We start from the raw sequence: 19079 nt of genomic DNA on the forward strand, positions 1-19079 counted from the left end.
GCGCGCCGCAGGGGTTAGTCGTAGATATTCTTCTTTTTCCACTCATTCTCGCCCAGCGATTCGATGCCGGCATCCAGCTCACTGGTTTGCTCGGTTACCGGCTGGCTGGTTTCCAGCACCATGGCATTGGCACGCGTGAGTTGTTCTTCAAACTTCTTCAAGGTGTTCTGGTAAAGAGTTGGGTCAGGTTGTTTGCGCAGGTACTGAACGCCGCGCTCGAATGCCAAGCGGGCCTGACCAGGCTGGTTCTGGAGCAAGGCTTGCTGGCCGAGGGTGCTGAAAAACTCGATATGCACTTGGGTCAGCATAAGCCGCACTTCCTTCAGCCAGTGTTTGGCCTCATTGGTCGGGATAATCCCGTCTTTGGCGGCGCGGGTCAGTTGGCTATGCAGGTTTTCCAGCTGGAAGCGCACTTCCTTGGCCTTGTCTTCACTGATGATGGGCTGTGGTGGGTTGTTTACCGGAATTGATTCACCCAGGGCGATCAGCTTGCGCAGCTCTTCAATACGCGCTTTGACAGCGTTGCTACTTTTATCCAAAGGCAGCATGCGTTCATTGAAATGCAGTTGCAGGCGGCTCAGTAGCAGTTTCAGTGCTGGCGTGATCAGTTGGCCAGGGAGTGTTTCGGCAAGATCCTGGCAGCGGCGCAAACGATCGCTGAGCTCGGCTTTGAGGCGCGCCTTCTCCAGGTTTTTGTTCTCGACCATATGATTGATGTAGGCAATGGCAATCAATAGGGCTATGCCAGAAGCAATCAATATGGTGATCACGAGTGGGGACATGGGGTGGAGCCTCTCGGTTACCGGTTTTTCGTCCGAGTGTAGTGCCTTAGCCAGGAGGCTGATAGGGCAGCCTCATATTCGGTGCTGAAGTCATTGATTTATAAAATTTTTTACATGGAGGTTGACGGGGCTTTAAAGGCTCCATAGAATGCGCGCCACTTCATAGCGCAATGCTTAACAGCAAAGCACTTTGAAGCCGGATAGAAGTTATAATTTCCGGGCTGCGTCCCCTTCGTCTAGTGGCCTAGGACACCGCCCTTTCACGGCGGTAACAGGGGTTCGAGTCCCCTAGGGGACGCCACTTCTTATTGAAGTGAGTTGTTCGATCTAGATTGTTATAAAGCGGGAATAGCTCAGTTGGTAGAGCACGACCTTGCCAAGGTCGGGGTCGCGAGTTCGAGTCTCGTTTCCCGCTCCAGATTCAGGTCATCTGCCCAGGCAGGTAGCCGACAAGTTCCAAGGTCCCCTTCGTCTAGTGGCCTAGGACACCGCCCTTTCACGGCGGTAACAGGGGTTCGAGTCCCCTAGGGGACGCCATTTTTAGTACCAAGCTGTATTGCGGGAATAGCTCAGTTGGTAGAGCACGACCTTGCCAAGGTCGGGGTCGCGAGTTCGAGTCTCGTTTCCCGCTCCAAATAAAACGAAAACGCCGCTCATTGAGCGGCGTTTTTGTTTCTGCTGTTTTTTGATGCATGTAAAAAAGCCCGCCGGTTATGCCGTGCGGGCTTTCTTATTTTGGGCTGTGGCCTAGTGTGTACCGCCCTGAGCGGGCATGGCCAGCAGTTGCTTTTCCTGATTCCAGTCGAAGGGTTCGTCGTTTTCTTCGGCGTAGAAGCGGCGTTCTTCGAGGGCTTGGTACATCCCGATTTCTTCGTCGGGCATGAAGTGCAGGCAGTCACCGCCGAAGAACCACAGCAGGTCGCGCGGTACCAGGTGGGCGATCTGCGGGTAGCGCTGGAAGATCTGACTGATCAGGTCCTGGCCCAGGTAGAGGCTTGCTTCCGGATCGCTCGGCAGGTCGCTAAGTAGTTCGTCGTAGCGCTCCAGGTACATGGCGTGGCTGTCATCGAGAATCTGCTCTGCTTCGCCCAAGGCGACCAGAATGGTGCGCAGGTGCTGCAGCAGGGCGAGGTGATGATCGATATGAGTGTTGGCCATGGGGCAATCCTGTAGGTAAAACGGGCGCGCAAGTATAAGGCTCGCGTCGCCCGCTGTCCTGTCGGTTTAACGGACCCTGCCGGAGCCTAAGGTCAGTTCCTCCTTGGCGAAGTCGTCGACATCAATCACCACCCGCCGCGCCGCTTCGGCCTGATGCAGGCTGTGCGCCTCTTCCGGGTTGAGAACCCCAGCAGCCAGCGCGGCATCGATCAGGCTTTGCCCTGGCAGTTCCTGTACCTGGCCGGCTTTGACGGCCTTGTGTAGTTTCTTCTGCAGGCCCTGTACGCCCTGAAGCAGGTTCATCGCATATTGCAGCGCCCCTACGGGGTCCTGTTCGCCTTGTGGGCGGTAGCAGCCTTCGAGCAGTTCCTCCAGCGCCGGATCGCCACTGTTGCGGCCGATAATGCCGGCCACTTCGGCGTCCAGTTCATCGCTTGGGCCTTTGTGACGGCGGCCCAGCGGCAATACCAGCAGGCGCAGAGCGCAGCCGAGCAGTTTGCTGGGGAAGTTGCTGAGCAGCTCTTCCAAGGCTTGTTCGGCCTTGCCCAGGCTTTCTTCCACGGCCCAGCGCAACATGGGCTGCGAATGGTCCGGGTAACCGAGGTCGTGGTAGCGCTTGAGTGCCGCCGAGGCCAGGTACAGGTGGCTGAGTACATCACCCAGGCGCGCCGACAGGCGTTCGCGGCGTTTCAGTTCGCCGCCGAGCAGCATCATGCTGGTGTCGGCGAGCAGGGCGAAGGACGCTGCCAGCCGGTTGAGCGCGCGGAAATAAGGGCGGCTGATACGGTCGCCCGGCACCTGGCTGAAGACGCCAAAGCCGAGGCTGAGCAGCAGGCTGCTGGCGGCGTTGCTCACGGCAAAGCCGATATGTTGCAGCAGCAGTTCGTCAAATTCCTGTAGCGCCTGATCCTGGTCTTCGCGACTGGCTAGGGCCATTTCCATGAGCACGTAGGGGTGGCAGCGAATCGCGCCCTGACCAAAGATCATCAGGTTGCGCGAGAGGATATTGGCCCCCTCCACGGTGATAAAAATCGGCGCACCTTGCCACGAGCGGGCCAGGTAGTTGTTCGGGCCCATGACGATGCCCTTGCCGCCGTGCACGTCCATGGCGTGGCTGATGCATTCGCGGCCGCGTTCGGTCAGGTGGTATTTGAGGATGGCCGAGAGCACCGAGGGTTTTTCGCCCAGGTCCACCGCATTGGCAGTGAGGATGCGTGCGCTGTCCATCAGCCAGGCGTTGCCGCCGATGCGGGCCAGGGCTTCCTGAATCCCTTCAAAGGCCGAGAGCGGCACGTTGAACTGCTCGCGGACCTGGCTGTACTGGCCGGTGGTCAGGCTGGTGAACTTGGCGGCGCCGGTGCCGACGGCCGGCAGGGAGATGGAGCGGCCCACGGACAGGCAGTTCATCAACATCATCCAGCCCTTGCCGAGCATCTCCTTGCCGCCGATCAGATATTCCAGCGGGATAAACACATCCTTGCCGGAGTTCGGGCCGTTCATAAAGGCGGCGCCGAGCGGCAGGTGGCGGCGGCCGATTTCGACGCCGGTTATTTCTGTGGGTACCAGGGCCAGGCTGATGCCGAGGTCTTCCTCTTCACCCAGCAGATGCTCGGGATCGTAAGCCTTGAAGGCTAGGCCAAGCAGGGTGGCGACGGGGCCGAGGGTGATATAGCGCTTTTCCCAGTTCAGGCGCAGACCGATGACTTCCTCGCCGTGCCACTGGCCTTTGCAGATGATCCCGGTATCCGGCATGGCGCCGGCGTCTGAGCCTGCCAGAGGGCCGGTAAGGGCGAAGCAGGGGATGTCTTCACCGCGCGCCAGGCGTGGCAGGTAATGGTCACGCTGCGCTTCGGTGCCGTAGTGCAGCAGCAGTTCGGCAGGGCCGAGGGAGTTGGGCACCATCACGGTGGAAGCCAGATCGCCGGAGCGGGTGGCCAGTTTCATCGCGACCTGAGAGTGGGCATAGGCAGAAAAGCCCTTGCCGCCATATTGCTTGGGGATGATCAGGGCGAAGAAGCCGTGTTGTTTGATATGTGCCCAGGCCTCGGCGGGCAGGTCCATCTGCTGGCCAATCTGCCAGTCGCTGACCATGGCGCAGAGGGATTCGGTCGGACCGTCGATAAACGCCTGTTCTTCTTCGGTGAGTTGCGCCTTGGGGTAGGCAAGCAGGGTGTCCCAATCCGGGCGGCCGCTGAACAGTTCGCCATCCCACCACACCGTGCCGGCTTCGATGGCGTCGCGTTCGGTGGCCGACATCGGCGGCAGTACGCGCTTGAACCAGGCAAACAGCGGTGCTGTGAACAGGCTGCGGCGTTGTTGTGGCAACAGCAGTGGTAAAGCCACGGCCAGCAGGAGCAACCAGAACAGGCCCATCAGCCAGACCGGTGCATGGCTGAACACGCCCATCAGAATCAGCAAGCCGGCCACGATGCCCAGTGCGGGCAGAGGCGCGGTGCGGCGGTGAGCGAGAAAGGCCGTGCTAAGCAGCAGGGCGAGTAACCAGAGAGCGAGCATGCAGAATCCTCCATGATGACAATGCGTTGTTACGCACCATCACGAGCGTAGTCGTCATTGATGGCGACAAGAGCGGTGAGCTTGGCCGAATCGTCGTGACATTGGCCGGAGCCGCGTCGTTAGACTGGGTCTCTGTCATGGAGAAACCCTGATGCGTGAATACCTCGAGCCCGGCCGCTTCATCGATAGTGACCACCCTGCGCTGGTGGAGTTCGCAGAAAAGTTTCGCGGGGCCAGCCGCGACCCGCGTCAACAGGCGATCAATCTGTACTACGCGGTGCGCGATGAAATTCGCTACAACCCCTATGTGTTCAGCCGCGACCCCGACACCCTGAACGCCAGTCACGCACTGCAGGCGGGCGAAAGTTACTGCGTGCCCAAAGCCACTTTGCTGGCTGCCTGCGCCCGTCATTGCGGCATTCCGGCGCGCATCGGCCTGGCCGATGTACGCAACCACCTGGCCACTCCACGGCTGCTGGAAATGCTGCGCAGTGAAGTGTTCGCCATGCACGGCTACACCGAGTTGTACCTTGAGGGCCGCTGGGTCAAGGCCACGCCGGCGTTCAACCTGGCGCTGTGTCGGGTATTCAAGGTGGCGCCGCTGGAATTCGATGGCCTGAGCGACAGCGTATTTCACCCGTTCAACCAGCAGGGCGAGCGTTATATGGAATACCTGCACGACCACGGCCAGTTTGCCGATGTGCCGGAGCCGCTGTTCTTCGGTCATCTGGCTACGTGTTACCCACATCTGTTTGCCGATGACGCGTTGTCGATCAGTGGCGACTTCGCCGCTGAGGCCGTGCCTGGATGATTTATCGACAGGGTTGATAAGCACCATCGGAAACGGCCGGGTTTAATCTGCGCCTGGCGCTGGTAGGCTGCTGCCCAGCCGTGGGGGCGGCAGTTTTGCGCAAAGATGCTGTGGTGGAGAGGTTCCAGGCGCTAGACTTGGGCCACTTCGCGCTGCGTGGCGCAGCCCCTCTCGAATTTCTTTTCTCTGATCAGGTGTGCGCATTTTTATGAGTACTGCTCTGTCCATTCGCCAGTTGACCAAGACCTATGGCAACGGCTTCCAGGCGCTGCACGGCATCGACCTGGACGTGGCTGAAGGCGATTTCTTCGCCTTGCTTGGCCCCAACGGTGCCGGCAAATCCACCACCATCGGCATTCTTTCCACCCTGGTGACTAAAAGCAGCGGCACGGTAAATGTGTTCGGTCACGACCTGGACAAACAGCCCTCGGCGCTCAAGCGCTGCTTGGGCGTGGTGCCGCAGGAATTCAACTTCAACCAGTTCGAGAAGGCCTTCGACATCGTCGTGACCCAGGCCGGTTACTACGGTATCCCGGCGAAAATCGCCAAGGAGCGCGCCGAGCAGTACCTCAACCAGCTCGGCTTGTGGGGCAAGCACAATGTGCCGTCGCGCGAGCTTTCCGGCGGTATGAAACGCCGCTTGATGATCGCCCGCGCCCTGGTGCATCAGCCGCGTCTGTTGATTCTCGATGAGCCGACAGCTGGGGTTGATATTGAATTGCGCCGCTCGATGTGGAGCTTTCTCACCGAGCTGAACGAGCAGGGCATCACCATTATCCTGACCACCCACTACCTGGAAGAGGCCGAACAGCTGTGCCGCAATATCGGCATCATCGACCACGGGCGTATTGTCGAGAACACCAGCATGAAGGACCTGCTGAAGAAGCTGCATGTGGAGACCTTCCTGCTCGACCTCAAGGAGTCGCTGCTGGTTGCGCCGCAGTTGATTGGCTACCCGGCGCAGTTACTCGACGGGCATACCCTGGAAGTGCAGGTGGACAAGGCTCAGGGCATTACCGAGCTGTTCCGTCAGCTGGCTCTGCAGAATGTTGAGGTGCTCAGCTTGCGCAATAAAACCAACCGCCTGGAGGAGCTGTTCGTCTCCCTGGTCGAGAAGAATCTGGCGAAGGTGGCGGTATGAGCACGGCTTATCTGAACTCTGAATTCACCGCCAACATGGTGGCGCTGCGCACCATCGTTTACCGCGAAATCCGCCGCTTTACCCGCATCTGGCCGCAGACCCTGCTGCCGCCGGCGATCACCATGGTTCTGTACTTCGTGATCTTCGGCAACCTGATCGGTAGCCAGATTGGCGACATGGGTGGCTTCACCTATATGGAGTACATCGTGCCGGGGTTGATCATGATGTCGGTGATCACCAACTCCTACGGCAACGTGGTGTCGAGTTTCTTCGGCAGCAAGTTCCAGCGCTCCATCGAGGAACTGATGGTCTCGCCGGTGTCGCCGCATATCATCCTTACCGGCTATGTGGTCGGCGGCGTACTGCGCGGCCTGGCGGTGGGTTTTATCGTCACTCTGCTGTCGCTGTTCTTCACCAAGCTGCAGGTGCATCACCTCGGCGTGACGGTGCTGGTGGTGCTGCTGACCGCGACCATCTTCTCCCTGGGCGGTTTTATCAACGCGGTGTTCGCGCGTAACTTTGATGATATTTCGATCATTCCAACCTTTGTGCTGACGCCTTTGACCTACCTGGGCGGGGTGTTTTATTCAATCACCTTGCTGCCGCAGTTCTGGCAAACCGTGTCCTTGGCCAACCCGGTGCTGCATATGGTCAACGCCTTCCGCTACGGCATTCTCGGGGTGTCCGATATCCGCATCGGCGTGGCCATCGGTTTTATGCTGGTCGCAACTGCCGTGCTGTATGGCGTGTGCATCCGCTTGCTGGTTAGCGGTCGGGGCATGCGCCAGTAACCGGCAACCAACATCGGGAAACATTTTTAACGGCTGATCTGCACGGCTCGGCCGTTAGACTCAGCCTCTACAAAGAATTAGGGGTTGTATATGTTTGCCCGCGCACCTGCTCTTCTCGGTACAGTTTTCTGGCTGTGTTCGCTTGCCAATGTGCACGCACAAGCCAATGAAGGGCCGCTGGTCGAGGTGGTCAAGGTCGAACAAAGCCTGGTGCGCGATGAGCTGGTGACCTTTGGCTCGCTGAGCCCTGACGAGTCGGTGATGATCCGACCGGAAATCGCCGGGCGAGTGGCGCAGTTGCATTTTCGTGAAGGCCAACGCGTCGAGGCCGGTGCGTTGCTGATCAGCCTGGATGATTCGATTGCCCGCGCCGAATTTGCCCAAGCGCAGGCCAACCTGAACCTCGCGGAAAAGAACTTTCAGCGCGCGCAGATGCTATTCAAGCGCGGCGCCAGTAACGCCCAAGCGCTGGATGAAGCCAGTGCGCAACAACAGGCTTCGCGCGCCAGCCTAGCGCTGTCTCAGGCGCGTTTGGACAAGACCCGCATCCTCGCCCCCTACGACGGCGTGCTGGGTTTGCGCGCCGTCAGCCCCGGCGATTACCTCAGCGAAGGTCAGGACATCGTTAACTTGGAAGTGCTCGATCCGCTCAAGGTGGATTTCCGCATTCCGCAAAAAGCCGTCAGCCAGATTCGCCTCAAGCAGCTCATTGAAGTCAGCCTGGATGCTTACCCGGGTGAGCGGTTTAACGGTGAGATATTCGCCATCAATCCACGCCTGGACGAAGCCGGACGCAGTCAGGCGATTCGCGCGCACATCAGCAACAGCGATGGTCGCTTGAGCCCAGGGCAGTTCGTGCGGGTTTCGGTGATCCTCGCCGAGCGGCCGAATGCTCTGGTGATTCCAGAAGAAGCCATCATGCCGGTGGGCGACAAGCTGCTGGTCAATCTGGTTGTGGAGGGCAAGGTCGAGCTGCGTGAGGTCAAACTGGGTAAGCGTCTGGCTGGCAAGGTCGAGGTGCTGGAAGGCCTGCAGGGTGATGAAACCCTGATCAGCGCCGGCTGGCAGAAGGTTCGGGCCGGCGCGCCGGTACGCACCAAGGTGGCGGAGCACGCGTCATGACTCTGTCGGATATCTGCATCCGGCGGCCGGTTTTCGCCACCGTACTGTCGCTGATTGTGGTGCTGCTTGGCTTAATGGCCTATGACCGCCTGGCCGTGCGCGAGTACCCGAATATCGACGTGCCGATTGTCACGGTCAACGTTACCTACCCGGGCGCCAGCCCGGAGATCATGGAGTCTCAGGTCGCCCAGCCGATCGAGGACGTGCTGTCGGGTATCGACGGGCTGGACTTCGTCAGCTCCATCAGCCGTTCGGAAAACACCCAGATCACCGCGCAGTTCCGCCTGGGCAGCAACTCCGATGAAGCTGCCAACGATGTACGCGACCGGCTGGGCCGGGTGCGTGGCCTGCTGCCGGATGAAATTGCTGAGCCCATTGTGCAAAAGGTCGAGGCCGACGCCCAGCCGGTGATCTGGATCGCCTTCTACAGCGAACGCTACAGCGCCATGGAGATTACCGACGTACTGGAGCGGGTGATCAAGGATCGTCTACAGACCATCCCCGGTGTCTCCGAAGTGCAGATTCGCGGCGCGCGTACCTTCGCCATGCGCATCTGGCTGGACCCGGAGAAGCTCGCCGCGCACAACCTCACCGTGCAGGACGTGGAAGACGCACTGCGCCGGCAGAATGTCGAGATTCCCGCCGGGCGTATCGAATCGCAGCAGCGCGAATTCACCGTGCTCTCGGAAACCGACATGAACACCCCGGAGCAGTTTAATCAGCTGATCCTCGATGATTCGCGCGGTTACCTGCTACGCCTGGCGGATGTCGGTTACGCCGAAATCGGTGCTGCGGATGAGCGCAGCATCGTCCGCTACAAGGGCAAGCCGGCGGTGTCGATGGGCATGATCAAGCAGGCTACCGCCAACCCGTTGGATATCTCCGACGGCCTGGCTGAGGCCATGCCCGATGTACGTGCGCTGCTGCCGGAAGGCATGGAAATGGCCGTGGCCAACGACAACTCGCAGTTTATTCGCGAGTCGATCGATAACGTGTTTATCACCATCTGGGAAGCGGTGGGGCTGGTCATCCTGATCATCTTTATCTTCCTGCGTTCGCTGCGTGCCACCATCATTCCGCTGGTGACCATCCCGGTGTCGCTGATCGGTGCATTTGCCTTGATGTCGTTGATGGGATTCACCATCAACACCCTGACCCTGCTGGCGATGGTGCTGGCCATCGGCCTGGTGGTGGACGATGCCATCGTGATGCTGGAGAACATCCACCGGCATATCGAGGAGGGCATGCAGCCGCTGCAGGCGGCGCTCAAGGGCAGTCGCGAGATTGCCTTTGCTGTCATCGCCATGACCCTGACCCTGGCCGCAGTATTCGCCCCCATCGGCTTTATGCAGGGCACCACCGGCAAACTGTTTACAGAATTCGCCTGGACCCTGGCCGGCGCGGTGCTGGTGTCGGGTTTTGTCGCCCTGACCCTGACGCCGATGATGTGCGCGTTGTTGCTTAAGCCGCATCAGACCGGTGAGCGGCACAACCGGGTGTACAATCTGATCGAGAATTTCCTCAATGGCCTGACTTACAGCTACAAGCATCTATTGGCCAAAGCACTGAGTGCCTGGGTGTTGGTGGTGGGCGTGTTGTTACTGACTATTGTGGCCTGCGTGCTGCTGTTCTCAGGGCTTAAATCCGAGCTGGCGCCGACCGAAGACACCGGCACCATTGTCGGTGTGTTCAACGGCCCTGACGGCGCCACTATCAACTACACCGGGCGTTATGCCCGCGAGATCGAAGCGGCCTACGACAGCATCCCGGAAACCAATCGCTACATGGTCATCGCTGGCTTCCCCACGGTGGCTCAGGGCATTTCCTTTATGAAGCTGGAAGACTGGGCGGACCGCTCGCGCAGCCAGTTCGAGATTCGTAATGAGCTGCTGCCCAAACTGCAGGATATTGCCGGGGTGCGCGCCTTCCCGGTCAACCGTCCACCGCTCGGGCAGAGCGCGCGAAACCAGCCGGTGAACTTCGTGATTCGCTCATCCATGGAGTACAGCGAGTTGCAGGGTTATGTCGATCAGTTGCTCAATCAACTGCGCGATTACCCGGGGTTGGAAAGCCTGGACAGCGATCTGAAGCTCAACGCGCCGCAGCTCAAGGTCGCGGTTAACCGTGAACAGGCCGTAGCCGTGGGCACTGATGTGGCCACCATCGGCCGCAGCCTGGAAAGCCTGTTCGGCAGCCGCCAGGTTACGCGCTTCAAGCAGAACGGTGAGCAGTACGACGTGCTGGTGCAGTTGCAGGACATGGACCGCAGCAACCCGCAAGATCTCGACCGCGTCTATGTGCGCGGCCGCGATGACAGCATGGTGCAGCTATCCAATCTGATTGAAGTGCGCGAAACCGTGGCGCCGCGCGAGCTCAACCACTTCAACCAACTGCGTGCCGTGACGGTGAGTGCCAACGTGGGCTCCGGCTACACCCTGGGTGAAGCTCTGGCACACTTGGAAAGCACAGCGCGCACGGTATTCCCGGCAGAGACGCAGTACGACTACACCGGCACGTCGCGGGACTTCAAGGAGTCCAGTGCAGGCATTGCACTGATCTTCGCGCTGGCTTTGGCGTTTATCTTCCTGGTGTTGGCGGCGCAGTTTGAAAGCTTTACTGACCCGCTGATCATCCTGTTCAGCGTGCCGCTGTCGATGGCTGGCGCCTTGCTGGCCCTGACGATGTTCGGCGGCACTTTGAACATCTACTCGCAGATCGGCTTGGTGACGTTAATTGGCTTGATTACCAAGCACGGCATCCTGATCGTCGAGTTCGCCAACGTGTTGCTGCGACAAGGGCATGAGTTGCGAGGGGCGGTGATTGAGGCGTCGGTGCAGCGTCTGCGGCCGATTCTGATGACGACCGGGGCGATGGTGTTGGGTTCGCTGCCGTTAGCGATTGCCACTGGGGCGGGTGCGGAAAGCCGTCAGCAGATCGGTATGGTGATTGTCGGCGGCCTGGTGGTCGGCACCTTCTTCACCCTGTTTGTAATCCCGACGCTGTACATGCTGCTGCGCCGCTGGCGGCCAGTTAAAACGCAAGACGAAGACATGGCAGTGGTATAGAAAGGCTTACGCGGGGCAGTGGTTTAATCAACGCGGTATTATTCGCGCTTTGCGCCGCTGACCAACCCTGCGGATGCGTCTTAACCGGAATTCGCCATGTACCAACTCGACGACTTGCTGCATCTGATGGCCCGGCTGCGTGACCCGCAGCATGGCTGTCCATGGGACCTCAAGCAGAGCTACGCGACCATCGTGGCGCATACGATCGAAGAAGCTTACGAGGTGGCCGATGCCATCGAGCGCAGCGACTTTGAGCATTTGCCTGGTGAGCTAGGTGATCTGCTGTTTCAGGTGGTGTATTACAGCCAGTTGGCTCGTGAAGAAGGCCGCTTCGAGTTTGCGCAGGTGGTCGATGGCATCACCCGCAAGTTGCTAAGCCGCCATCCCCATGTATTCCCCGACGGCGATCTGTATGGCGCGCCGGGTGTGATCACGCTTGAAGAGGCGACGGTCAAGCAGCGTTGGGAAGCGATCAAAGCCCAAGAGCGCGCCGCAAAGGCTGCTGCTCCCGAGCAACTGTCGTTGCTTGACGACGTACCCACGGCGCTGCCGTCCCTAAGTCGGGCGATCAAGTTACAAAAGCGCGCCGCCCAAGTCGGCTTCGACTGGCCCGAGGCGTTGCCGGTGGTGGACAAGGTACGCGAAGAGCTGGATGAAGTGCTCGAAGCCATGAGCGAGAACGATGCTGACGCCATCGCCGAAGAAATTGGCGATCTGCTGTTTGTGGTCAGCAACCTGGCGCGGCACCTCAAGGTAGAGCCGGAAAGCGCCTTGCGTGCGGCCAACGCTAAGTTCGAGCGGCGCTTTCGTTTTATCGAGCAGGCATTGCGCGACGCGGGGCGCAACATGGAAGATTGCGCCCTGGACGAATTGGATGCGCTCTGGGGTGAAGCCAAAAAGCTGGAAAAACAACCCCCGAGTTGCTGAGCCCGTAGGGGGTGATGACGCTCTTTTATCCACCACTGCCAGGGACTCTGTGGTGGGGTGAAGCGCCATCCACCCTACGGATAACGCGTTACGATTATGCTGGGTACGCCCAGTCAATATTGAAGGTTGGAAAGGTAGGTTATGGCTCTCTCACTACGCGATCAGCTGCTTAAAGCCGGGCTGGTCAACGAAAAGCAGGCCAAGCAGGCCGGCAAGGAAAAACAGAAAAAGCAGCGTCTGGAGCAGAAAGGCCATATCGAGAAGGACGAGTCGCAAAAGCTCGCCGCTCTGCAGGCCATGGCTGAAAAAGCTGCGCGTGACCAGGAGCTCAATCGCCAGCAACAGGAAAAGATCGAGCAGAAGGCCCGTGCTGCGCAGATCAAGCAGCTGATCGAAGTCTCACGTCTGCCCAAGCTGACCACCGAGGATTACTACAATTTCGTCGACGACAAGAAGGTCAAGCGCTTGTCGGTCAACACCCTGGTGCGTAACAAGCTCAGCAGCGGCTCGCTGGCCATTGTTCGTCATGGCGGCGGCTATGAAGTGATCCCGCGCGAGGCGGCGCTGAAGATCCAAGAGCGCGACGCGCAGCGTGTGGTGCTGCTCAATACGCCGACCGAAGCACCGGATGCCGATGATCCTTACGCAGCCTACCAAGTGCCGGATGATCTGATGTGGTGATCAGCTGAGCGTGGGCTTATTAAAAGTCAGCCCTGCTCGTAGGTTACAGGCAATAAAAAGGCGACTTATCAAGGTCGCCTTTTTATTGCCTGGACACATTCAGTTCATGGAAATGATTGATAGGCCAATTGCCTGGCGGCCATCTTCCATGGCGCTTACACGCACCACCTCGGCGTGTGCATCCAGCCCGCGCAGTTCGTTGTGGTCTGAAGCGATATGGACACGGACGTTGTCGCCCATGCGCACGGCGCTTTCCGCCTCCAGTTGCATGCCAGTGCTGGATAGATCGAGGCACAGCGCGGGAATTTCCTTGCCGTCATGGTGCAAGGTGACGGGGGCTTCTAGCCGCATGCGGATGTAATCGCGTTTTTCACTGTAGTCACGATCATTTTGGCTCATGGGCATTTTCCTGTTGTTATGGGGGCTGTCCTGCAGTTCTTATAACCTTGGCTGATTTGAGGTGTAAAGGCGTGTTTCGACGACTGGCATGCGCTTGAATCGCATAGCGGATGGGAGTACCGTCTGCGCCTTGAAGCAAGCTGAGTTCGCGCGTTCAGGAAATTGCCCTGACGTATCAAGCCAACCCATACCCGGCGCTGTTTGCCTGGAAACCCCATGCACAAGACCAGTGCCACACTGCTGATAATCGATGACGACGATGTAGTGCGTGCAAGCCTCGCCGCCTACCTGGAAGACAGTGGTTTTCACGTGCTGCAAGCCGCCAATGGCTTGCAGGGGCTGGAAGTCTTTCATGCTCAGTCGCCGGATCTGGTGATCTGCGATCTGCGCATGCCGCAAGTCGATGGCCTTGAGCTTATCCGTCGTATCAATGCCCTGCACGTGGAGACACCGGTTATCGTGGTGTCCGGCGCGGGGGTGATGAGTGATGCCGTCGAGGCATTGCGTTTGGGGGCTGCGGACTACCTGATTAAACCCTTGGCTGATCTCGCCGTGCTTGAGCATTCGGTACGCCGGGCATTGGATCGCGCCAATTTGCGCTTAGAAAACCAGCGCTACCGTGACCAGCTGGAAACGGCCAACCGCGAGTTGCAAGCCAGTCTGCACTTGCTGCAAGAAGACCAGAACGCCGGTCGCCAGGTGCAGATGAATATGCTGCCAGTTACGCCCTGGCATGCGGATGGACTGGATTTTGCGCATCAGATTATTCCTTCGCTGTATCTGTCGGGCGACTTTGTCGACTATTTCCGCGTTGATGACAGCCGCATTGCCTTCTACTTGGCTGACGTGTCCGGGCATGGCGCCTCTTCGGCGTTTATCACGGTGTTGCTGAAGTTCATGACCACGCGCCTGCTCTATGAGTCGCGCCGCGCTGGCAACCTGCCGGACTTCAAACCGTCCGAAGTGCTTGGGCACATAAACCGTGGCCTGATCAACTGCAAGCTGGGTAAGCACGTCACCATGCTCGGCGGGGTGATTGATCATGTAAACAATCGCCTGACCTACAGCATTGGTGGGCATCTGCCACTGCCGGTGCTGTACAGCGACGGCCAGGCGCACTATTTAGAAGGTCGCGGCTTGCCGGTGGGGTTGTTTGTTGAGGCTGAATACAACGACTTGGAACTTGAATTGCCCGAGGCCTTCAGCCTGACGCTGCTCTCTGATGGCATCCTCGATTTGCTGCCGGGCGATACCTTGAAGGATAAGGAAACCTTGTTGCCGCAACTAATCAGCAGTGCCGGCGGCACGCTAGATGGCTTGCGCAAGGCTTTTGGGCTGGCCAATCTGGGGGATATGCCGGATGATATTGCCTTGCTGGTGTTAAGCAGGAACCTTGCATGAACCCTGGGATAACCCCCGGTAGAATTCAGTTTGCCGAACAAGATGGCACCTTCATCCTGAAGTTTGTGGGTGAGGTGCGTCTGACCCTGTGCTCGGCTCTGGATTCAACCATCGAGAAGATTTTTACCGCGCTGAATTTTTCAGCCATCGTGATTGATCTCACCGAAACGCGCAGTATCGACAGCACAACACTGGGCCTACTGGCCAAACTATCGATCTTGTCGCGGCAGAAAATCGGTCTGCTGCCAACGGTGGTGACCACCCACGCCGACATCAACCGTTTATTGCAATCGATGGGCTTTGATCAGGTCTTCAATATTGTTGATACGCCGCTGCCTTGCCCGGATTGCCTGGATGATTTGCCATCGCAGGATCAATCGGAAGAGCTGGTACGCGCCAAGGTGCTGGAAGCGCACCGAATTCTGATGGGGTTGAACGAATCCAACCGTGAAGCCTTTCATGACTTGGTTAATGCCCTCGAACATCATTGATGCTTGCGAGGCACATCAAAGGGGCGCTGATCAGCGCCCCTTTTGTATTTAGGCGCGGGTCAGTAGCTTTTCCAGCTTTTCTTGGTCGCGGGCGAACAGGCGAATGCCTTCGGCCAGTTTTTCGGTGCCCATGGCGTCTTCATTCATGGCCCAGCGGAATTGGCTTTCGCTCAGGTTCTGCTTGGCTTCGGCGGTTTTGCCGGGGCTGAGTAGACGCGCCAGTGGCTGCGGATCATCGGCCAGTTGCTGCAGCAACTCGGGGCTTATTGTCAGGCGGTCACAGCCTGCCAGTTGTTCGATTTGGCCGATATTACGGAAGCTTGCGCCCATCACCACGGTTGGGTAGGCGTTAGCTTTGTAGTAGTTGTAGATGCGTGTCACCGACTGTACGCCAGGGTCTTCGGCACCGACAAAATCACGCCCTTCGCTCTTCTTGTACCAGTCATAAATCCGCCCGACAAAAGGCGAAATCAGAAACACGCCGGCATCGGCACAGGCTTGGGCCTGAGCGAAGGTGAACAGCAGGGTCAGGTTGCACTGGACGCCAGTCTTTTCCAGCTGCTCGGCGGCGCGAATACCTTCCCAGGTCGAGGCGATCTTGATCAGCACGCGCTCGCGACCAATGCCGGCCTCTTCATACAGGCCAATCAGGCGTTCAGCGCGGCGCAGGGTGGCTTGCGTGTCGAAGGACAGGCGCGCATCCACCTCGGTGGAGATGCGCCCGGGGATGATCTTGAGGATTTCACCGCCCACAGCGACGCCAAAATGGTCGCAGGCCAGGCCTAGATCGCCTTTGCCGGCAGTCACTGCGCTGTTCAGCAGTGCGCTGTAACCAGGCATGGCAGCGGCTTTGAGCAGCAGAGATGGGTTGGTGGTGGCGTCGACCGGCTTCAGGCGGGCGATGGCATCAAGGTCGCCGGTATCGGCGACTACTGTGGTGAACTGCTTGAGTTGATCCAGCTTGGAGGTCATGACACAGCCTTGTGATTGCGGATGCACCGACCTTACCCGACTCAGCGACCTTGCAGCAATTGCGCCGCTTGGTCGAATAGCGCCAGCGGGTCGCTGGTTTTGTGAATATCCACAGAAAGCAGCTGGCGAAAGCGTCGCGCGCCATTAAAACCTTGAGCCAGGCCGAGCATATGACGCGTGATGTGGTGCATGCTGCCGCCCTCGGCAAGGTGCGCAGCGATATAGTCGCGCATGCTGTGCATGGCCTCGAAGCGGCTTATCACCGTGCGTGTGGAGCCAAACAGTTGTTGGTCAACCTGAGCCAGCAAGTAAGGGTTGTGATACGCCTCGCGACCAAGCATCACACCATCGAAGGTTTGCAGGTGCTGCTGGCAATCGTCTAGGGTCTTGATCCCGCCGTTCAGAATGATTTCCAGCTCGGGGAAGTCCTGTTTGAGCTGCGCGGCAATGTCGTAGCGCAACGGCGGCACTTCGCGGTTCTCCTTGGGCGATAGCCCTTCAAGAATGGCGATGCGCGCATGTACGGTAAAGCTGCGGCAGCCGGCATCGCGCACCGTACCGACGAAATCGCACAGCTCGGCATAGCTGTCGCGACCGTTGATGCCAATACGGTGTTTGACTGTCACGGGTACTTCAACAGCATCCTGCATGGCTTTCACGCAGTCAGCGACCAGCTGCGGATGCCCCATCAGGCAGGCGCCGATCATGTTGTTTTGCACCCGATCACTGGGGCAGCCAACATTAAGGTTGACCTCGTTATAACCCACTTCCTGTGCGAGCTTGGCACAGGCCGCCAGGTCCGCCGGCACACTGCCGCCCAGCTGCAAGGCCAGCGGATACTCCGCCGCGCTATGACGTAAAAAACGCGCAGTATCACCATGCAAAATCGCCCCGGTGGTAACCATCTCGGTGTACAGCAGGGCGTGATGTGACAGCTGGCGCAGAAAGAAGCGGCAATGGCGATCTGTCCAATCCATCATCGGCGCGACGCTGAATTTTCTTGAAAATTGATAGTGGGTTGAATCTATAACTGATTGATTCATATGAATATTTATCTTTTAAATGCTCTGGTTGAAGTGTAGGTAAATGCCTGTCTTTTGGTCTTCATATGCATGTAGTGTGCGAGAAATTGCGTCAATGACTGAGTTGCCTGGTGGCCTTTGACGTGTTCAAGCCGCCAAAAGGGATGCGCGCCGGTCAACGAAACGTTTTTTACAGAAAACCTTGCAAGGGCTTTTACCAAGCAGAAAGAGGCTCAGCTTGAGCAGAGCTACGCCCCGGCCGTTATTAGACCTGAAAAGACACTGACATTCGCTGGCCGTATTAATGACTTTCTGGGCCGGCCTGCATCCATCTGGTGCTGTAGATCTTTCGTCTCGCCTGCCTGGGCCTTAGCGGCCGGGGAAACCTCACTTTTGTAATTTCGCTAAAGCCCGCTCTTCTCCCGCCGATTGAGTAGGGTGGCTTAACGCTTATTCATCTATAACTCATTGCAGTCATTACCGTTTAAATCGCGTACATAAATGGCCGGGGCAACGGCGTATCGCAGTGCCTGATTTTGCTGGTGGAACTAGGAGCGGTTCGTAAGCAGATCTGGTAGTCCCCTTTAAGCATCCTTCCACGCAGGAGTAATGGTATGACGTTTGTCCCCGCTCGGTTGTCGCAGCGTTTGACCCTGGGTTGTATCGTTCTTTTGATTCTTACTGCGCTGGCGGTGTTTGCCGTGATGGCCTTGCGTGGCCAGCCGCGTGTGGTGGCGGCCAGTGGCGAGCTGATTGAGCAAACTGGTAGTGCCATTGTGCGTCAGCTGGCGCTGCAATTGGCCCGTATTGAGGGGGTGACGTCCAGCCTGGCGCACCTCGCCGAAGTGCTGCCGCGTGAAGAGTCGCTGTACCTCAATAGTTTGCCCAATGTGATCGATAGCCAGGGTGACCGGGCGATTGCCGGTGGCGGTGTGTGGCCGGAGCCAAATGCCTTTAGCGAGGGCGCGGCGCGGCGCAGTTTCTTCTGGGCGCGGGGCGCAGATGGCCGTTTGAGCTATTCCGACGATTACAACGCGGTTGATGGCCCTGGCTACCACAACGATGCCTGGTACACCGGCGCGCGCAGCAGCAAGCCGGGCCGATGCCTGTGGTCGGAGGCTTATCAGGATGCTGTGACCGGCGTGCCGATGGTCACCTGTAGCGTGCCTTACCAGCTGGAAGGCCGCTTTGCTGGTGTTGCGACCTTGGACCTGCTGCTGGACGATCTGGCGCGTTTTCTAACCGAGCAGGGCAAGGTGACTGATGGCTATGCCTTTGCCCTTGATCAGGCCGGAAACGTGCTGCATTTCCCGAATTTGACCGGCGCCAAGGGCAGCGCGATGGTTAAGTTTGCCGACCTGGCGCAGCAGCACAGCTGGCTTAAGCCGGTGCAGGCGGCGCTGAGCAGCGGCAGTGCGGGTGCCATTCGTAACCTGGATTTGGAAAACGATGAGCAGCTTAAACAGGCCAGCCGCGTCAGCCTGTTTGTGATGCCTGATACCGGCTGGGTAATCGGCCTGGCGACCCCGCAAGAGCGAGTGACGGGTTTGGCGCGTGCACTGACCTGGGAGATTCTGTTGTTTCTGCTGCCTTTGCTTGCGGTGTTGTTGGCCCTGGCCTGGTTGGCCGGGCGCAAGTTGATCGGCCAACTGGAAGAAACCACTGCGCAGATCGACTCCCTGGGCCGTGGTTCGGCCAGCCGCGATGTCGAGTTGAGCGTCGAGCGCGAGGATGAAATCGGCGCGCTGCGCCATGCGGTCAATCGCTACGCTGGGCAGTTGCGCATGATGCTCCAGCGCATC

15 protein-coding genes, 4 tRNA genes and 1 pseudogene are annotated in these 19079 nt (G+C 58.6%); 14 read left to right on the forward strand and 6 right to left on the reverse strand.

Annotated features, from left to right (window positions below):
* Positions 1-14 precede the first annotated feature (14 nt).
* On the reverse strand, positions 15-782 hold the full coding sequence (locus AC0J6G_RS04575) for a hypothetical protein (RefSeq protein ID WP_475251717.1): 768 nt from the start codon (positions 780-782) through the stop codon (positions 15-17).
* A gap of 225 nt (positions 783-1007) precedes the next feature.
* Here AC0J6G_RS04575 and AC0J6G_RS04580 point away from each other — a divergent pair.
* The 4 genes from AC0J6G_RS04580 (at position 1008) to AC0J6G_RS04595 (ending at position 1416) form a co-directional block, all read left to right on the forward strand.
* A tRNA-Glu gene (locus AC0J6G_RS04580) sits at positions 1008-1083 on the forward strand.
* A 41-nt stretch (positions 1084-1124) separates the two neighbouring features.
* Positions 1125-1200 (forward strand) — tRNA-Gly (locus tag AC0J6G_RS04585).
* A gap of 43 nt (positions 1201-1243) precedes the next feature.
* A tRNA-Glu gene (locus tag AC0J6G_RS04590) sits at positions 1244-1319 on the forward strand.
* A 21-nt stretch (positions 1320-1340) separates the two neighbouring features.
* Positions 1341-1416, forward strand: a tRNA-Gly gene (locus AC0J6G_RS04595).
* Positions 1417-1529: 113 nt separating this feature from the next.
* Here the strand turns inward: AC0J6G_RS04595 and AC0J6G_RS04600 are convergent.
* Both AC0J6G_RS04600 and AC0J6G_RS04605 read right to left on the reverse strand, forming a co-directional pair.
* Positions 1530-1940, reverse strand: a complete 411-nt coding sequence (locus AC0J6G_RS04600) for a PA2817 family protein (RefSeq protein WP_475251719.1) — start codon at positions 1938-1940, stop codon at positions 1530-1532.
* Between the two features lie 66 nt (positions 1941-2006).
* On the reverse strand, positions 2007-4454 hold the full coding sequence (locus AC0J6G_RS04605; RefSeq protein WP_475251721.1) for an acyl-CoA dehydrogenase: 2448 nt from the start codon (positions 4452-4454) through the stop codon (positions 2007-2009).
* A gap of 151 nt (positions 4455-4605) precedes the next feature.
* On the opposite strand from AC0J6G_RS04605, the gene AC0J6G_RS04610 reads away from it, so the two are divergent.
* The 7 genes from AC0J6G_RS04610 to AC0J6G_RS04640 all read left to right on the forward strand — a co-directional run bounded on the left by AC0J6G_RS04610 (position 4606) and on the right by AC0J6G_RS04640 (position 12992).
* Complete coding sequence (locus tag AC0J6G_RS04610) at positions 4606-5265, forward strand: transglutaminase-like domain-containing protein (RefSeq protein ID WP_475251723.1); 660 nt, start codon at positions 4606-4608, stop codon at positions 5263-5265.
* Positions 5266-5473: 208 nt separating this feature from the next.
* On the forward strand, positions 5474-6406 hold the full coding sequence (locus tag AC0J6G_RS04615; protein WP_275961486.1) for an ABC transporter ATP-binding protein: 933 nt from the start codon (positions 5474-5476) through the stop codon (positions 6404-6406).
* Positions 6407-6417: 11 nt separating this feature from the next.
* Positions 6418-7197 (forward strand): ABC transporter permease, encoded by a 780-nt coding sequence (locus AC0J6G_RS04620; RefSeq protein WP_090251084.1) that lies wholly within the window; start codon positions 6418-6420, stop codon positions 7195-7197.
* A gap of 90 nt (positions 7198-7287) precedes the next feature.
* A complete protein-coding gene (locus tag AC0J6G_RS04625; protein ID WP_475251726.1) occupies positions 7288-8319 on the forward strand; it encodes an efflux RND transporter periplasmic adaptor subunit in 1032 nt (343 codons plus the stop codon).
* Positions 8316-11384: an efflux RND transporter permease subunit gene (locus tag AC0J6G_RS04630; RefSeq protein WP_475251728.1), complete on the forward strand. Its 3069-nt coding sequence runs from the start codon at positions 8316-8318 to the stop codon at positions 11382-11384. Before AC0J6G_RS04625 ends, AC0J6G_RS04630 begins: the two co-directional genes overlap by 4 nt.
* 96 nt (positions 11385-11480) lie before the next feature.
* Positions 11481-12311: a nucleoside triphosphate pyrophosphohydrolase gene (gene mazG / locus AC0J6G_RS04635; RefSeq protein WP_475251730.1), complete on the forward strand. Its 831-nt coding sequence runs from the start codon at positions 11481-11483 to the stop codon at positions 12309-12311.
* A gap of 141 nt (positions 12312-12452) precedes the next feature.
* Entirely contained in the window at positions 12453-12992 is a 540-nt protein-coding gene (locus AC0J6G_RS04640; RefSeq protein WP_475251732.1) for a DUF2058 domain-containing protein, read from the forward strand.
* 99 nt (positions 12993-13091) lie between these two features.
* Here the strand turns inward: AC0J6G_RS04640 and AC0J6G_RS04645 are convergent, their stop codons facing one another.
* A complete protein-coding gene (locus tag AC0J6G_RS04645) occupies positions 13092-13391 on the reverse strand; it encodes a PilZ domain-containing protein (RefSeq protein ID WP_475251734.1) in 300 nt (99 codons plus the stop codon).
* A 216-nt stretch (positions 13392-13607) separates the two neighbouring features.
* On the opposite strand from AC0J6G_RS04645, the gene rssB reads away from it, so the two are divergent.
* Entirely contained in the window at positions 13608-14792 is a 1185-nt protein-coding gene (gene rssB / locus AC0J6G_RS04650) for a two-component system response regulator RssB (protein WP_475251736.1), read from the forward strand.
* An 8-nt stretch (positions 14793-14800) separates the two neighbouring features.
* Complete coding sequence (gene rssC, locus AC0J6G_RS04655) at positions 14801-15283, forward strand: anti-sigma factor antagonist RssC (protein ID WP_475253594.1); 483 nt, start codon at positions 14801-14803, stop codon at positions 15281-15283.
* A 48-nt stretch (positions 15284-15331) separates the two neighbouring features.
* On the opposite strand, the gene tal is transcribed toward rssC, so the two are convergent.
* The gene (tal, locus tag AC0J6G_RS04660) at positions 15332-16255 is read right to left on the reverse strand and encodes a transaldolase (protein WP_475251738.1); all 924 of its coding nucleotides are present in this window, start codon (positions 16253-16255) and stop codon (positions 15332-15334) included.
* Positions 16256-16296: 41 nt separating this feature from the next.
* Entirely contained in the window at positions 16297-17298 is a 1002-nt protein-coding gene (dusA, locus tag AC0J6G_RS04665; protein ID WP_475251740.1) for a tRNA dihydrouridine(20/20a) synthase DusA, read from the reverse strand.
* 683 nt (positions 17299-17981) lie between these two features.
* On the opposite strand from dusA, the pseudogene AC0J6G_RS04670 reads away from it, so the two are divergent.
* Positions 17982-18779: pseudogene (locus AC0J6G_RS04670) on the forward strand (cache domain-containing protein); the annotation flags it as partial.
* Positions 18780-19079: the final 300 nt, after the last annotated feature.

Source organism: Pseudomonas sp. TS_SC_3, assembly GCF_056156225.1.

What these genes read in the sequence shown, in the direction of transcription:
- AC0J6G_RS04575 (WP_475251717.1), bottom strand. Translation starts at nt 782, where the DNA reads ATGTCCCCACTCGTGATCACCATATTGATTGCTTCTGGCATAGCCCTA.
- AC0J6G_RS04600 (WP_475251719.1), bottom strand. Translation starts at nt 1,940, where the DNA reads ATGGCCAACACTCATATCGATCATCACCTCGCCCTGCTGCAGCACCTG.
- AC0J6G_RS04605 (WP_475251721.1), bottom strand. Translation starts at nt 4,454, where the DNA reads ATGCTCGCTCTCTGGTTACTCGCCCTGCTGCTTAGCACGGCCTTTCTC.
- AC0J6G_RS04610 (WP_475251723.1), top strand. Translation starts at nt 4,606, where the DNA reads ATGCGTGAATACCTCGAGCCCGGCCGCTTCATCGATAGTGACCACCCT.
- AC0J6G_RS04615 (WP_275961486.1), top strand. Translation starts at nt 5,474, where the DNA reads ATGAGTACTGCTCTGTCCATTCGCCAGTTGACCAAGACCTATGGCAAC.
- AC0J6G_RS04625 (WP_475251726.1), top strand. Translation starts at nt 7,288, where the DNA reads ATGTTTGCCCGCGCACCTGCTCTTCTCGGTACAGTTTTCTGGCTGTGT.
- AC0J6G_RS04630 (WP_475251728.1), top strand. Translation starts at nt 8,316, where the DNA reads ATGACTCTGTCGGATATCTGCATCCGGCGGCCGGTTTTCGCCACCGTA.
- mazG (WP_475251730.1), top strand. Translation starts at nt 11,481, where the DNA reads ATGTACCAACTCGACGACTTGCTGCATCTGATGGCCCGGCTGCGTGAC.
- AC0J6G_RS04640 (WP_475251732.1), top strand. Translation starts at nt 12,453, where the DNA reads ATGGCTCTCTCACTACGCGATCAGCTGCTTAAAGCCGGGCTGGTCAAC.
- AC0J6G_RS04645 (WP_475251734.1), bottom strand. Translation starts at nt 13,391, where the DNA reads ATGAGCCAAAATGATCGTGACTACAGTGAAAAACGCGATTACATCCGC.
- rssB (WP_475251736.1), top strand. Translation starts at nt 13,608, where the DNA reads ATGCACAAGACCAGTGCCACACTGCTGATAATCGATGACGACGATGTA.
- tal (WP_475251738.1), bottom strand. Translation starts at nt 16,255, where the DNA reads ATGACCTCCAAGCTGGATCAACTCAAGCAGTTCACCACAGTAGTCGCC.
- dusA (WP_475251740.1), bottom strand. Translation starts at nt 17,298, where the DNA reads ATGAATCAATCAGTTATAGATTCAACCCACTATCAATTTTCAAGAAAA.